The sequence below is a fragment of the uncultured Polaribacter sp. genome, assembly GCF_947501385.1.
Classification (GTDB): Bacteria; Bacteroidota; Bacteroidia; order Flavobacteriales; family Flavobacteriaceae; genus Polaribacter.
In genome coordinates this window covers 207,659-224,933 of the sequence record NZ_CANMVP010000001.1, presented here as the reverse complement: position 1 = coordinate 224,933, position 17,275 = coordinate 207,659, and the positions used below count along the sequence as shown (strand labels likewise).

Genomic DNA, 17,275 nt, shown 5'->3' with positions numbered 1-17,275 from the left:
TTTATTATGTTTTTTTAAATTTAAATTTGTATTTGTATGTAATTTACCTTAACTATATTAATTATGAAAAAAATCACTACTTTATTGATGACGATGCTATTTGCTTGTCTGTTCTCGAATGTCTATGGTCAGAGTTGGTTTATAACCGTATCTAACGATATAACGCCTTCTTATAATGGAGTATTGTTCTATAACGATCCTCAGCCCACTTTTACTTATAAATTAAAAAATACTGGTACAGGCAGTCAGACGGGAGTGCTACACGTTATTGTTCGTAAAGATGATGGTACCGAAACAGTTATTTTGCAAGAATCTAAAACACTAGGTGCAAATCAAACTTTTACAGGAACTTTGAGCTTGCCTACAAACGAACTTGGTTTTACGCAAGTGAAGGCTTGGGTAACAAATACTGGTAGTAATGCAGTTCTTTCACAAGGAGACCAAGGTCTTTCTGTAGTTAGTCAACCTCGGAATTATAACCAGTGGGATCCTGATTGCTTTGTTGGCGGTACTTACGTTAATGAAGTTGATGCAGGAAATCGTCTTGGTTTTAAATTCGAAAGATTTTATGTTAAATGGGAATCGGTTGAGGCGACACAGGGTTCGTTCGATTGGAGTGCGCTTACGAATGCAACGCAAGATTTGGCGGCTGGCAAGATTTTAGCTGTACCTGCAATCAGGGTAGAGACTTGGCCTTCGTGGGCACCTGTCTGGGATGATACGCCTGGTGCTAGTAATGCCACTTTTTTGAATGCGTGGGGAAATATGGTAAAAAAGACTGTAGAGAAACTGATTGCTATGAACATAAGTGTAGGTGCTTATATGATAGGTGCCGAGCCTGCACGTTCGTTAGGATCAAAGAAAGGATTATGGTTAAGAAAGGGAGGTCTTTGTTATGCTGCAATGCTCGACAGAGCTATCACGGAAATTAATCAAACCGTACATGCAAACATTCCAAAAATTGCATTCTCAACAACACGCTTACATATTACTGCTAAAGATTCTTTTATTAGGCAAACCCATGAAACGGCTATCCAGCCATATCAATACATTTCACATCATCCATACCCTGCAACACAAAACATAGAATCAGGCACTGGGGCAAGTATGTCTGGTTGGGATGCTCCTAATTTTCCTGATAATTATGATGTGACTAGTGTTTGGGACGCAAATTTTCCTTATGCATATCAAAAAGCTCAGGATATGAGTTCTCAATTCGGTTCAGGTATTGTAAATATGTTTAATACCGAGGTGGGTTATGAAGTTAGGGGAGATTATGATTTGCTTTCGCCTCAGCTACGTATGCATGCTGCCTTTATTGCACAGACTTACTGTGTGGCAAGAGCGACACCGAATGTTAAAAAATTACTTTGGTACTGTTTCCGTTACGGCGGAGCTACCAAAGGATTCAATGTAACTGGTTCTGCTTCAGCACGACCTGCAGCCAGTACTATTGCAACAAATAACAACCTGCTTTATCATGCGAATACAGGAGAATATATTTGTAATCGAAAAGATTTGGCAATTATCCGTTATGACAAGCCAGCCGATAACGAAACTGTATTTGCTTTATTTAGATATAATGGACTGAGTTCGTTTAGTTCTTCAATTACTTCAAGTTCAGATGTGTACAATAGTTATGGGAGAAAAGTTGCATCAGGTAATTTCAATCAACAGTTGGGTGTTTTTCCTTATTACATAACTGTACCTACTGCTCAAGCAAATACAGTTGAAAATAATTTGTATGCTAGTGCGAATGTTGTAGAAGAAAGCGTAATCTGGGTAGAGCGATTTAATAGTGGATTGGGTAAGATGAATGCTTCTAATTCAGGAGTAACCATATCAAACGATCCGTTAAACACTTGGGAAGGTACTAAATCTGCAAAATTGTTAGGTGCTAACGCTATAATTACTTCTGATGATATTGATATTAGCACACAATCTAAGATCAGATTAGAATTCTGGTATATTGCCCAGAATATGGATTATAATCAGAATGATAGGATTAAGATGGAGTATTATACTACCGCAACAGGTTGGACGACTTTTGAGGATACAAAATTTGAGAAAGCGCATATAGAAGACCATTTCCATAATCCAGTTTATGAGTTTATGCCTTCTGATTTCTCGTTTGGGACAGATTTTAAAATAAGAATTACCAATACAGGAAATGATGCAGACGATGTTATTTTTATTGATGCTGTAAGAATCTATGCTCCAGTATCCGCACAATCTTCTAACCCATTGGTTCATATCCTTAAAAACAATGATTCTGGATTTGCATTAGATGGCGGTAATACAACTACTAATGGGCAACCAGTAGTGTTATGGAACGCAAATCCTAGTAATGTAAACCAACAGTGGGAAGAGATTGATAATGGTGGAGGATATTATTCTTATCAGAAAAAAAATACAAACCATTGTATAGATGGAGGTAACGGCGGAGCCAAAGGTCAAGATATTTATCTGTGGCCTTGTGATAATAGCAATTACAATCAACAGTGGAAAAAGATATCTTTGCCAAATAATACTTTTCGCTTAGAAAAGCGTAATGCTTCTGGGTTTTCTATTGATGGGAGTTCTCCTCCTGCTACAAAAGGAGACTCAATCTATCTATGGAACTCAAACAATAATAATGCTAATCAAAAATGGATTATAAATGTAGTTGGTTCGGCAAATAAAAGTGCCATCGAAAAAAAAAATATTGCCGACCAAACAAATGAGGAAAATGTTGTGAATATATACCCTAGTCCAGTAAACTCAAAATTGACAGTTCACCTCACTTCAGAGTCAAGTACAATAAATCTATACAATGCACTTGGTATGTTAGTCGGATCTAAGATAGCCAGCAAGGGTAGAGTAGAAATGGAAATGGGGCATCTATTGGCTGGTGTTTATTTAGTAAAGGTTTCCTCAGAAATTGGAGTTGTAACCAAAACAATAATCAAGGAGTAGTACAGCTATATTTATTATTCTAAAATGGCTAAAAAACCGTGCTTAACATATATATGTTAAGCACGGTTTTTTAGTTCATAAATTACGCAAATTTGCTTGCTTATTAAGGGGTAGTTTGTGAATTCTGGAGAATTTTTAATCATTTATATAGATAAAATCAGTAACGAGAATAAAATTTTTGTTTTAAAACTTGTTTTTAACAAACAGTAGAAAAACCAAATAGAAAATATAGATGAAGCAAAATCGGATAGAAGAGCTATACGTCAAGTCGGATAACCTAAACTTATAGCTTTTTTGTCGAATTATTTTTAGAAGCAGAATACCAATCTATGATTATGTATGTTCAATATAGTATCACTATAAAATTATAACAAAAAATTTATTTTTTGTAGCTAAAAATAATCGATTTTATATTTTAATTTGAATTAAATTATTAAAATAATAGTGTTTATGTTTTTATACAACATTATTGTATGAGAGATAAGCAAAATAGTATCTTTAAATATAGCGTTTTAGGTTTAAATTTGTAAGTAATTAACAGATAAATATATTAAATTATGAAAAAAATTACTATTCTTTTCGTAGTTATGCTCTGTGCGTCCTTATTCTCAAACGTCTACGGACAGAGTTGGTTTATTAAAATGGGAAATGATATAACACCCAATTATAATGGTGTATTATTTCTAGACGAACCAGAGCCAACTTTTACTTATCGTTTTAAAAATGTTGGAACAGAGACTCAAGAAGGAGCAATTCATGTTGCTCTCATAGATGATGAAGGTGATGAAACCATCGTGCGTGAAGAGACTGTTACACTTGATGCTAGCAAAAGTATTATTGGCTCAGTATCTTTACCAACTGATAAGTATGGTTTTACTGAGGTAAAAGCCTGGATAACTGATGTAGAAAACAGCGAAGTCCTTTTTGTTTCTAGGCAAGGTCTCGCTGTAGTCCACAAACCTCGGAATTATAACAAATGGGATCCCGACTGCTTTGTTGGAGGTACTTATGTTAATGAAGTTGAAGCGGGCGACCGTCTTGGTTTTAAATTCGAAAGATTTTATGTTAAATGGGAGTCGGTTGAGGCGACACAAGGTTCATTCGATTGGAGTGCACTTACAAACGCAACCCAAGATTTGGCTACGGGCAAAATTTTAGCTGTTCCTGCAATTAGAGTTGAGACCTGGCCTTCGTGGGCACCTGTCTGGGATGATACGGCTGGGGCTGACAACACTACTTTTCTAAATGCTTGGGGAAATATGGTAAAGAAGACTGTAGAAGAGTTGATTGCTATGAATGTAAATGTAGGTGCTTATATGATAGGCGCCGAGCCTGCACGTTCGTTAGGATCAAAGAAAGGACTTTGGTTAAGAAAAGGAGGTGTTTGCTATGCTGCAATGCTCGACAGAGCTATCTCGGAAATTAATCAAACCGCACACGCAAACATTCCAAAGATTGCATTTTCAACTACGCGATTTCATATAACTCACAAAGATTCTTTTGTAAGACAGACTCATGAATTAGCAACCCAGCCATACCAATATATTTCACATCACCCATACCCTTTATCACAGAATATTGAATCTGGCACAGGAGCTAATATGGCTGATTGGGATGATGCGAATTTTCCTGATAATTATGATGTGACTAGTGTCTGGGATGCGAATTTTCCTTATGCATACGAAAAAGCCCAATATATGAGTAACAAGTTTGGATTAGGCGTTGCTGATATGTTTAATACAGAGCTTGGTTATTCAGTCAGCGGGAGTTATGATCTGCTTTCGCCTCAGCTACGTATGCATGCTGCCTTTCTTGCACAGACTTACTGTGTAGCAAGAGCGACACCGAATGTTAAAAAACTACTTTGGTATAATTTCCGTTACGGCGGAGATACCAAAGGGTTTAATGTAACCAGTTTTGCTTCAGCAAGACCTGCAGCAAGTACTATTGCAACACATAACAACCTGCTTTATCATGCGAATACTGGAGAATATATTTGCAATAGAAAAGATCTGGCTATCATCCGTTATGACAAGCCAGCCGATAGCGAAACTGTATTTGCTTTATTCAGGTATAATGGGTTAAGTTCATTTAGCTCTTCAATTACGTCAGACGCAGAGGTGTATAACAGTTATGGGAGAAAAATTGCCACAGGTACTTTCAATCAACAGTTGGGTGTTTTTCCTTATTATATAACTGTACCTACTGCCAATGCGGATGCTGTAGAAAATAATTTGTACGAGAGTGCAAATGTTATTGAAGAAAGCGTTTTATGGTCAGAGAATTTCGAAGACGGGCTTGGGAAGATGGATGCCTCAAGTTTGGGAGTTACACTATCAACAGAGGAACTAAACATCTGGGAAGGGACTCAATCTGCGAAATTGTTAGGTGCTAACTCTGTAATTACTTCTGACGATATCGATATTAGCACACAATCTAAAATCAGATTAGAACTCTGGTATATTGCCCAGAATATGGATTATAATCAGAATGATAGGATTAAGATGGAGTATTATACTACCGCAACAGGTTGGACGACTTTTGAAGATACAAAATTTGAGAAAGCGCATATAGAAGACCATTTCCATAATCCAGTTTATGAGTTTACATCTTCTGACTTTTCATTTGGGACAGATTTTAAAATAAGAATTACCAATACAGGAAATGATGCAGACGATGTTATTTTTATTGATGACGTAAAAGTTTATGTGCCACAAAATGATTCAGATCCGCTCAGCACAAATGAGGAGTTGAGTATGTATGATGTTGTGAAACTCTATCCGAACCCTGTACAGTCTGATGTCTTTATCCATTTAGCAGCAAAAGCAGCTACTATTAATGTTTATAATGTAATAGGCGAATTAGTGGAGTCTAAAAATGCTTCTAAAGGAAAGGTTAAAATGAAAATAGGGCATTTGCCAGCTGGTGTCTATATGATACAGGTTTCTTCAGAGATAGGAGTAGTAACTAGAAAAATTATTAAGGAGTAGCCAATAGATTAAACTTTGATAGAATATTAAAAGACTGTAAGCCAGAAATATTCATAATTAGGAACGGTTTTTTTTATGATTATCAAGTTTTAAAAAAATGAAACAATAAAATCATAATATTTTAAAGGAGATGTTATTTATCATAAGTATTGTCTCCACCAACAACATAAATATGCACTGTAGCAAATTAGATTAAGTTAAGTAGAAGTATATATTAGATAAATTTTAAAGAGAATTTTTACTACTAATATTTTGTTGTAGTATTATGGTAATTTATTGCTAATTTCTCGAAGTGTATACATCATTTTTGTTATAATATTAAATAGATAAATTGTAAATTTCTTAATTATGAATAAGCCAATTATAAGTGTTTGTATGATAATTATTACAACATTCCTTTTATTAAGTTGTAATTTAAAACAGAAGGCAGATACCAAATCAGACAATGCAGACAATACACCTAACGTACTTGTTATTATGACAGATCAGCTAAATCCACGTGTATTAGGGTGCTACGGAGGTGATGTGAAAACACCAAATATTGATGAACTAGCAGAGGATGGAGCTATGTTTACAGCAGGTTATTGTTCGACTCCATATTGTTCTCCAAGCCGAGCTTCTTTAGTTACTGGGAAATATACCCACAACCATGGTATTGCCTCAAATTGTAATTTTGATCAATATGGTGCAGGGAAGCCAGAGATGGCTGCCATTGGACCAGATGATATTACTTTTGATGTTATTTTAAATAAAGCTGGATATGCCACACATCACTATGGAAAATGGCATTTAGCCAATACTCCTATGGATTCCGTTCCTAACCGTTCTTATTATCCATATCCTGATATGTATAATATAGATGTACAATATACCGAAGAGTTAACCGAAAGATTTAAAGAAGTTCAAAAATTACCTCGAGAAGATTATATGTTTTGGCAAGGATGGTATCTTCCTGTCGAACAAACGGATGAGTTTAAAAATGCTATTCAACCAGTTGTCGAGAATAACCAAACTGAGAGGGCGCAAGAATATTTTGGAAAAATTGGAAAATTATTGCTGGATGAAAGTGAAACCTTTGAATATCGTATTGCAGATAAAACTATTGATCGTCTGAATGAGTGTGCGAAAGATGGTAAAAAGTTTTCAATAACCGCCTCGTTTAATGTGCCTCACGACCCAAATGTAGCACCAGACCCATATTATTCGCAAATAGATTTTAATAAGCTAAAGTTAGCAGAAAATAGTGCCCGCGACCCTTATTTTAATGGAAGTTGGTCAGCTAGAGTCGTAGATCAAATGGGGGATGCTGGGTTGAAAGAGTTTATGCGAGTCTACTATGCGAATGTAATGATGATTGATGCACAAATCGGTCGTATCATGAAAGCCCTTGAAGATTCTGGACAGAAAGACAATACTATTGTTATTTTTACGGCTGATCATGGCGATATGTCAAGCGCTCACCGTATGGTTTGGAAAAGCACTGGTGCCTTTTATGATGAAGTAGCAGCTATTCCATATATAATTTCGTATCCAAATGCCATACCTGCTAATAAAAAGTATAATTTTCCTGCGAATATCATCGATTTTATGCCTACCATCCTTTCATTTACGGGCCAGAAAATACCAGAAGATGTTGATGGTGTAGATCTAGCTCCGTTCCTTACAGGAGAGAAACCTTTATCAGAAGCACCTCAATACACTATTTGCGAACGTATTCCTTTTGATCGTTCTACTCGTGGTTATGTAATAGATGATATTTCTCGCGCACAACTTATGATTCGAGATAGGCAATACAAATATTCTCTTTATAGAAATGGGTATGAAATGTTGTTTGATATGACCAATGATTCTGGTGAGTTAGATAATCTGGCCAAGAATCCTAAATACGCTTCGATAAAAGAAAAATTAAAAACACAGATGCTTAAAATGGCAAACAAATAAAAAATTATTCAGATGACTATTAAAAAAATACTATTGTGTGCAGGGTTCTGTTTTTTAATTATTTCGTGCAAAAGCAATTTGCCTGTTATAGAAGTTAATACAGCTAATACAATAAGTAAGAGCATCATAGGAAATGGTGTTCAATGGTCGGCTTATCCGCACGCAGATAGTAAGAACTCAGAGTGGGGAGCTCTTATGACCGATAAAAAATGGAAGGAGCTATATAAACGTCTCGACTATATGCGTCCTCATTTTATGCGAGTAATGGATCAGGCAAACTGGAGGTACTATAAAGGGTTAGATACAGATGGTCAGCCCATTTTGGAGTTTGATAATGAAGAAATTCAATCCTTGTTTAAAATTCTGGATTACTGTCAAAAAAACGATATTACGGTACTTATTGGTGAGTGGGGCACTCCGTACCATATGCACGATAAGCACAACACGAAAGATAAGTTGAATGATGCCACTGATCCACGGTGGATTTCTATGATTACCAAATGGATAGATTTTTTAATTAATGATAAAGGGTATACCTGTATTAAGTATTATGATTTTATTAATGAACCTAATGGAGCTTGGGCCTCAACATTGGGAAGGTATAAGGAATGGATCGAAGGCGTGAATCTGTTGCATCAATCATTTGAAAAAGCTGGTTTGCTTTCAAGCATTACCATAGCGGCTCCAGGTACAGTACCTATGGCCAATTCAAGATATGACAGAACCGTTAAAGGTCATGAATGGATGCTGAAAGTAGCAGAAGACCATGATGATATCGTGGGAGCTTACAACACACATATGTACACCTCTTACACCCAGATTGAAGAAGAAACCTTGGTGGATGATTATTATATTGCCCGTGATGTAAAGTTGGCCGATGAAAGAGGAAAGCCGTTTTTTTTAGGTGAAATAGGAATCAAAGCGTCAAAAGACCATCATAAGGCTGAAAACGAGGCGAGGGCGAGAAAAGATGGATTTGCATCATCTGATTCTAATCTATGGATTTACGAATTTAGTTACGGCGTAGATATGGTCAAAGCAGCCATATTATGTATGAATGCGGGAGTAGATGGATTGATAGCGTGGGATTTAGACGATGCCATGCATACAAAAGGAGATTTGGCTGATATTCACAGCCTGAAGCGCTGGGGGTTCTGGAACATCCTAGGAACTGAAATTATAAATCGACCTGAAGATGAAAAAATCCGTCCCTGGTATTATACCTGGAGCTGGCTCTGCAAGTATATTCCTCCAAAATCCGATATAATTAATGTTAAGAATATTAAACTTCCTGAAGGAATAAAGCTAATGGTTGCCAAGCATCAAAACGACTTTTCTGTTTTTGTAGTGAATGCCTCAGAAAATGAGATAAGTTTTAATTTAAAGATGGATATAGCAGAAAAAAAAGATTTCTTGTCCCATTCTTATCTAGAGGACAATTTCAATAAGAAGGAAATGGAAATGGTTATCGATACAAAAGAAGTGGGAGGCGTAGATTTAAGCCGAGGGCTCAAGGTGTCCATCCCAGAAAACAGTGTAAGAGTGTATACAACGATTCGTTGATCTTTCAATTTACTATATAAACCAGGAGACGAGGTAATTAAAAAATTTAAAGATGAGTAAAGAAAAAATACTAATAGGCCGGTTGTTCATATTGATGCAGCTTGTCTGTATGAATATGCAGATACTTGCGCAGACAACAGTTTCCTCAAAGACGAATACGAAGCCCAATGTGCTAATGATCATGGTAGATGATTTTAGGGAACAAGCAGGATTTTATGGTTATAGCGATATGCACACCCCCAATATGGATAAATTAGCTTGCGATGGAGTGGTTTTCGACCGTCATTATGTGACGGTTCCTATCTGTATCCCTTCGCGGGCAGGACTTTTGACAGGTACTCGGAGCGAACGGACTCACCAAGTATACGGCCCATTTATGATAAATGATGTGGAGGGAATCCAATATATGGGCAGAACTTTCAGCGAGAATGGTTATTTTACGGCCGCTTTGGGGAAAGTTTGGCATTCACCTCCCAAAGGGAAACTTATGGATCGTTTTGATGTTAAGGAAAAACCTGGTGCAAACAAACGATATGCATTAAAAGAACATAGAACCGCAAAATTAAAGATGGATACACCTGCGGTAGAAGGTCCCTTGGTCGTAAACGACACTTGTTATACAGATGGAATGCTTGCACAAAGGACGATAGGGCTCTTAAAGGAAAAGGCAAAAGCCGACCAACCTTTTTTAATGTGTGTAGGGTTTTCAAAACCACATCTCCCGTTTAATGCACCAAAAAAATATTGGGATCTTTATGACGGTGAGAACCCTCCTGCAACACCCTTACGTCTTAAATCTCCCAAAGGGATGCCCGATTATGGCTGGCGTAAAAGACATGGGTTATGGGGGTATACAGAGGGCTGGACTTTCGATGCTCCTCCAAATAAAAAGGAATCTATTCGTCTAAGGCATGCTTATGCTGCATGTATTAGTTATGTAGATGCTCAAATTGGCAAGATCATAAACGAAGTAAGAAGTTTGGGGCTTGACAAGAATACGATTATAGTTCTATGGAGTGACCATGGTTATCATCTGGGGCATCTCGGGATGTGGACAAAAAACACCAATTATGAGATGACAGCCTCTTCACCGCTTATTATTTCGGTGCCCGGCATGGAAAAAAACAAACGTACAGACGCCTTGGTAGAAACCTGTGATATATTTCCAACATTGATGGATCTATGTGACTTACCAAAATTAGAGCTGACGGATGGTGTCTCGCTTAAACCCCTCCTTGGTCATCCGAAAAAGGAATGGCATGACGTTGCTTATCATTGTTCCAACCGTTGGGTGCAAAACCCGGACGGAACAAAAAGCCATATGATAGGCAGAGCAATTAGAACAGATAGATACAGGTATATTGAATGGTATAAAGGATGGAACAAAGGTAAAATTTATGAAAAAGAGTTGTACGATTATAAAAATGATTACGAGGAAAGTAAAAATTTAGTGACTAAATCCAAATATAAAAAGCTTGTCAATACATTATCGGAACAGCTTTGGCAGTGGGAAACTCTAGGGAAGGGTATCAAATAATATCTTTAGGTTGTTTTTTTAACAATAAAAATGATGAGTTTTTCAAATCATATATAGAATACCTTACTGATGTCATATGAGATTTGACCAAGATGGGAAAATAACATTCGGCGAACTACTAATAAGACGTGTGTGTAGAGGGTTTGGGTGTGCTAATAGAATAATAGTTAATTTAATCCTAATTAAGAAAAAAGATGAAAAGAGTTATATTTTTTATTATCGTATTATGTTCAACGCTTAGCTTATATGCTATTCAAAAACAAAAAAAACCAAATGTAATCATATTTATGGTTGATGATATGGGGTATGGAGATTTGGGGTATACTGGTGATATGAAAATTGAAACCCCAAATATTGATAAATATGCTGAAGATTCTATGGTTTTTACTAATGCCTATGCTGCAGCACCAGAATGTTCACCAACAAGGGCATCGATTCTTACTGGCAAATATCCAGCAAGACTACATATTACCAGTTGGATTCCGCCAAATCCCAAATCAAAAGGAAACCGTTTCAAAGAATGGAAGTTTCCTAAGGAAGCTATGCAAGTAGAATTGGAAGAATATACCCTTGCTGAAGCATTAAAAGATGGCGGATATAAAACTTGTCATATAGGTAAGTGGCATATAGGTACGGGTAATTTTACTCCCCCTAATCATGGCTTCGATTATACTATAGGATTGTGGGATGGTCCAATATCAAGAGCATGGTTTTCACCATTTCGCAACCCTACACTGCCAGATGGCGAAAAAGGACAATACCTTTCAGATCGCTTGACAGATGAAGCTGTAAAATTTATTAAAGAAAATAAAGAAGAGCCATTTTTCCTTAATTTTTGGCATTACGCTGTGCATCGTCCACTAAAAGCAAAAAAAGAAAAAATCCAAAAGTATCTAGATAAAGGTTGTCCCGAAAAAGGTTTTCAGGACGCTCATTATATGGCTATGAAAGAAAGTGTTGATGAAAGCTATGGAAGAATGATGAAGGCGTTAGAAGAAGAAGGGATCTTGGACAATACCATAGTGATTTTCTTTTCCGATAATGGAGGTATAGAGGGGCAGGCTAGAAACCATCCGTTTCGAGGAGGTAAGAAGAATATGTATGAAGGGGGAATAAGAGAGCCGATGTTTGTGCATTATCCTAAGAAAATAAAGAAAAGCTGTGAGACGGAGGAGGTTGTGAGTAGTATTGATTTTTATCCCACTATTCTAGAATTGACAGGAGTTGAGATTGGAAAAAGGCAACACGTAGATGGGGTTAGTTTTGCTCCAATTCTAGAAGGTAAAAGATTAAAACGTGATGAGCTTTATTTTCATCATATTACGGCACATAGATTTGGTCCTTCCACCGCCGTTAGAGTAGGCGACTATAAATACATCAATTTTTTCGGGGCAGGCAAAAAAGAGCTATACAACTTGAAAAAAGATGTTGCTGAGGAAAACAACTTGGTTAGAACAGAGGCTGGATTAGTAAAGGAAATGCAACAGAAAATTGAAAAGTGGCGAAAGGAAGTGGGTGCGCAGATGCCATTTAAATAGATAAAAGTAGATTGTAGATTCGTTATTTTTTTCTTTTAAATTAAAAATAAAAACCTAGTTGGAGATTACTTTTCGTAAAGTTATTATATCGATTATGATTTTAAATATCGCATATATGCTCCTTAAAATCTATATCGGCATTATACTTGAGATAGATTATATACGGCATCAAACAACTAAGTTGGTATTATTTATAAAAGATTTTATCTTGCCATTAGTTTAATTTTAAAAATACAAACAATAAAGTGTCTCTATAATTCTTCTCTCCCAAGTTTGCAAGATACTTGAGACTGCGGAGGCAGATTAGCTTATCTATAAACACTTAATATACCAAAACTATATTTTTCTGAAGCAATATTGTATTAATATGGAGATTTGTTGTAGTGTGTCTATGTTGGTTTTTCTGAAATTTACCTAATCAATATTAAAATTTAAAATGAATAGATTTTTTATGCTTTTGGCAATTGTGTGCTTAATAAGTTGCAATTCATCTGATAGGAAAAAAGAACAAGATATTAGTACTGGGCAGAAAACGAATGTTCTTGTTATTATGACCGATCAACTTAATCCCCAAGTTTTAAGTTGTTATGGTGGGTATATTAATACACCTCATATAGACAAGCTTGCCAATGAAGGAGCTATGTTTACTGCTGGGTATTGCTCTACGCCTTTTTGTTCGCCTAGTAGAGCTTCTTTCGTAACTGGAAAATACACTCACAATCACGGGATTCCTCACAATTGTAACTTTGACCAATATGGTGAGGGAAAACCTGAAATGGCTGCTATAGAGCCCACGGATACCACTTTTGATGTGATTTTGAATAAAGCAGGCTATTCAACACACCATTATGGGAAATGGCATCTGGCTAATGTGCCTATGGATTCTGTTCCCAATCGTTCGTATTATCCTTATCCCGATATGTATAACATAGATGTTCAATATACTGAGGATATGAAAGAACTTTTTGCTAAAGTTCAACAACAACCCAAAGAAAGTTATATGTTCTGGCAAGGGTGGTCTTTGCCCGTAGAGCAAACCGAAGAATTCAAAAAGGCAGTTAAACCTATTGTAGAAAGTGGAAAAGGAGAATGGGCAGAAGAATATTTTGGTAAAATGGGTAGGCTTTTAATGTCCGAAGAGAACACATTTGAGTATAAAACTGCAAATAAAGCTATAGAGCGATTAAAAGCGTGTACAGATGCTGGTAGACCGTTTTCTATAACTGCTTCTTTTAATGTGCCACATGACCCGAATGTAGCTCCAGATCCATATTATTCAAATGTAAATATGGATGAGATAAAATTTGCGCCGAACAGTTCAAGAGAAAAATTTTTTGATAATGATTGGGCGGCCATATCTGTAGATTTGATGGGAGATGTAGGGTTAAAAGAATTTATGAGAATATATATAGCTAATGTTTTGTTAATCGATGCTCAAGTTGGTAGGTTAATGAAAGTGCTGGAAGAATCGGGGCAGCGTGATAATACTATTGTTCTTTTTACAGCAGATCACGGAGATATGTCAAGTGCCCATAGAATGGTATGGAAATCTACAAAAGCTTTTTACGATGAGGTAGCAACTATTCCTTATATTATATCGTACCCAAAAGCTGTTAAGAAAAATAGGGTATATAAGTTCCCAGTAAATATTGCGGATTTTATGCCTACGATACTTGCTTTTACAAAGCAAAAAATTCCGGATGATTTAGATGGTGTAAATTTAGCTCCTTTTATTACAGGTAAAAAATCGTTGTCAGAAGCACCAAAATATACTATTTGCGAACGGTTGAGTACTGCTCCAAACTTAGGGTATATAACAAAAGAAACTGCAAAAGGGCAATATATGATTCGTGGTATGAGATATAAATATAGTGTATACCTAAATGGTAACGAATATCTTTATGATATGCAAAATGACCCAGGTGAAGAAACTAATCTCGCTTACAATATTAATTATGCTGGAGTGCTAGAAAGAATGAAGAAAGAACTAGAAATTAAAAAAAATCAATAATTAAAGACACTGTGTAATTGGGTTTATGGACAATTAATTTTAGTGAGTTTATGGTATTTCCATTTCAAACTCTAAGCTTTTTCTAGGTAGTAATATAATGTTTGCCTTTTGTACTAAGTTTATTACCAGAATTTATCATTTCTCTTTTCTAAGGTTCTTTGCAAATCTTTAAGGTATTAACATCCTCATATGAATTTATATAAATTGTCCTCACTATTGCTATTGGTAAGTAACTTATCTTTTTCGCAACAAATAAATTTATCCGATGCGAGTTGGTTCTTTAGACAGGCAGATACTGAAAAATGGTTGTCTGCTAGAGTGCCAGGCAATGTGCATTTGGATTTATTGGAAAATAAAAAGATAGAAGCCCCTTATTATAGATTAAACGAATCTCATCAGAAGTGGATTGAAAATGAGGATTGGGAGTATAAAACATTTTTTAATATTGATCCCGAAGTGCTTTTAAGAGATGTTATAGAAATTAATTTTGAAGGTCTAGACACCTATGGAGATGTATATCTTAACGATAATTTAATCATAGAAGCCAACAACTTTTTTAGGAGTTGGTCTGCTAATGTAAAAGAGTTTCTTAAGCAGGGAAAGAATGAATTACGAGTTTATTTCCACTCGCCTATAACTTATGTTTTAGCAAAGTATAAAAGTTTACCCTATAAATTTCCAAGTCCAAATGACCAATCAGACATTCAGGTTTCAATGTTTACACGCAAACCAGGATATCAGTATGGCTGGGATTGGGGACCTCGTTTTGTTTCTTGTGGTATTTGGAAAAATGTAATATTGAGTGCCTGGGATCATTCTAAAGTAACCAATATTTGGATAAAACAAGAAGAACTTCTTAAAGATGAAGCCAACCTAAATATTATATTAGAAGTAACTTCCCTAGAAACAGTAGAAGCCAAAGTCTCTATTATAGTAGAAGGGGTAGAAATTTCAGAAACAACAACATTGCAGAAAGGTTTAAATACCTGTAGCGTCCCTTTTAAAATTGAAAATCCTGAATTATGGTGGCCAAATGGAATGGGTAATCAAAAATTGTATCAAGTTGATGTTTCTGTAAAAACAAATACCCAGACTCAAAAGTTCTCAGAGAAAATAGGGCTAAGAAATATTGAGGTTGTAGCAGAAAAAGATGCTATGGGCAGAAGTTTCTTTTTTAAAGTTAATGGCATTCCCTTTTTTGCAAAAGGAAGCAATTACATTCCACAAGACTTATTTTTAAATCGAGTGACTGATGAAAAATATCAACACCTAATTAAATCATGTGCAGATGCTAATATGAATATGATTCGTGTTTGGGGAGGTGGATTCTATGAAAACGATATATTTTACAATCTCTGTGATGAATTAGGGCTTGTGGTTTGGCAAGACTTTATGTTTGCCTGCACATTATATCCTAGCGATAAGGAATTTGTTGATAATGTAAAGCAAGAAGCTATTGAAAATATAAAGCGATTGCGTAATCATCCATCCATAGGAGTTTGGTGTGGCAATAACGAAATTGAAACGGCAATTCATAATTGGGGAGGTTTTAAAAAGTTAGAGAAAAAATATCCCATAATAAGAAAGAATTATAATTTTATGTTCGAAGAAATGTTGCCAGCTCTTGTTAAGAAGTACGATCCAGAAAAATTTTATATACCCAGTTCTCCAACATCGTTCGGTAAAGGAATAAATCCAAACGAAAAATCAATGGGCGATTTACATTATTGGTCAGTTTGGTCTGGAGGTAGAGATTTTAAAGAGTATAAAAATAATGTTGGAAGATTTATGAGCGAATATGGTTTTCAGTCTTTTCCATCTTTAAATACGATGCAGAAAGTTCTAGATTCGGCGGACTTAGAAAAATATTCTGATGCAATGATTTACAGAACTCGTTGGGGAAACTCTAAACAATATAAAACTGGTTGGAAAAAAGGTATTGACCATTTAGAGAATTATATTCAAACAAGCTATCCACCATCAACGTCATACTCAGATTTTATTTATAAGTCCCAATACTTGCAAGCAGATGCCATAAGATTTGCCGTTTTGCAACACAGAAAAAAGAGCCCCTTTTGTATGGGTACTCTGTATTGGCAATTAAATGATGTTTGGCCTGGGGCGTCTTGGTCGGGAATAGATTATTATGGAAACTGGAAACCATTGCATTATCAATTAAAAAGGGCTTTTAAAAAGGTGGCTGTGTTTGTAGAACCCAAACAAAAAAGATTGGAAATATTTGTAGCTTCAGATGAACTGAATAATATACAGTCGAGAGTAGAATTATCTATTTTTAGTTTGAATGGTAAATTGATAAATAGTATCAAGAAAAACATATTAATACATAAGCAGGCAACTACTCAAATTATAAACGCTAAGTATAAAAATATACTAAAAGGAAGCTCAAGAGAGGATGTTATTGTAAAAATAGCCTTAATAAATCAAGAAAATGTAATAACAGAAGAGACTCTATTGTTAAATCGTATTAAAAATGTCAATCTTCTTAATGCGCATATAAGCACTCGAATTATCAGAAAAGCAGGAAAACCCTATTTAGAGTTAAAAACAGATAATCACGCTATAGGTGTTTGGGTCGAATATGAGAACGGCAGTAAATTATTATTGGAAGATAATTTTGTAAATATTATTGCTGGCGAAGTAAAACTTCTTCCACTCAGTAACATTTCAGTAAATCACAATATAGAAGATTTTAAAATTAATTGGATTAACAACTAGCTTT

General features: G+C 35.6%; 8 protein-coding genes. All 8 read left to right on the top strand.

Features of this window, described 5'->3' with window-relative positions:
• Window positions 1-63 precede the first annotated feature (63 nt).
• On the top strand, window positions 64-2,955 hold the full coding sequence (locus tag Q0998_RS00810) for an RICIN domain-containing protein (RefSeq protein WP_299664863.1): 2,892 nt from the start codon (window positions 64-66) through the stop codon (window positions 2,953-2,955).
• A gap of 641 nt (window positions 2,956-3,596) precedes the next feature.
• The gene (locus Q0998_RS00805; RefSeq protein ID WP_299664861.1) at window positions 3,597-5,945 is read left to right on the top strand and encodes a T9SS type A sorting domain-containing protein; all 2,349 of its coding nucleotides are present in this window, start codon (window positions 3,597-3,599) and stop codon (window positions 5,943-5,945) included.
• 348 nt (window positions 5,946-6,293) lie between these two features.
• Entirely contained in the window at window positions 6,294-7,886 is a 1,593-nt protein-coding gene (locus Q0998_RS00800) for a sulfatase-like hydrolase/transferase (RefSeq protein WP_299664858.1), read from the top strand.
• Between the two features lie 12 nt (window positions 7,887-7,898).
• Complete coding sequence (locus Q0998_RS00795; RefSeq protein ID WP_299664855.1) at window positions 7,899-9,449, top strand: hypothetical protein; 1,551 nt, start codon at window positions 7,899-7,901, stop codon at window positions 9,447-9,449.
• A gap of 52 nt (window positions 9,450-9,501) precedes the next feature.
• Window positions 9,502-10,986 (top strand): sulfatase, encoded by a 1,485-nt coding sequence (locus tag Q0998_RS00790; RefSeq protein ID WP_299664852.1) that lies wholly within the window; start codon window positions 9,502-9,504, stop codon window positions 10,984-10,986.
• Between the two features lie 194 nt (window positions 10,987-11,180).
• Window positions 11,181-12,524, top strand: a complete 1,344-nt coding sequence (locus tag Q0998_RS00785) for a sulfatase (protein ID WP_299664850.1) — start codon at window positions 11,181-11,183, stop codon at window positions 12,522-12,524.
• Window positions 12,525-12,960: 436 nt separating this feature from the next.
• A complete protein-coding gene (locus Q0998_RS00780; RefSeq protein ID WP_299664847.1) occupies window positions 12,961-14,535 on the top strand; it encodes a sulfatase-like hydrolase/transferase in 1,575 nt (524 codons plus the stop codon).
• Window positions 14,536-14,724: 189 nt separating this feature from the next.
• Window positions 14,725-17,271, top strand: coding sequence for a glycoside hydrolase family 2 protein (locus tag Q0998_RS00775; protein WP_299664845.1), 2,547 nt, complete (start codon window positions 14,725-14,727; stop codon window positions 17,269-17,271).
• Window positions 17,272-17,275: the final 4 nt, after the last annotated feature.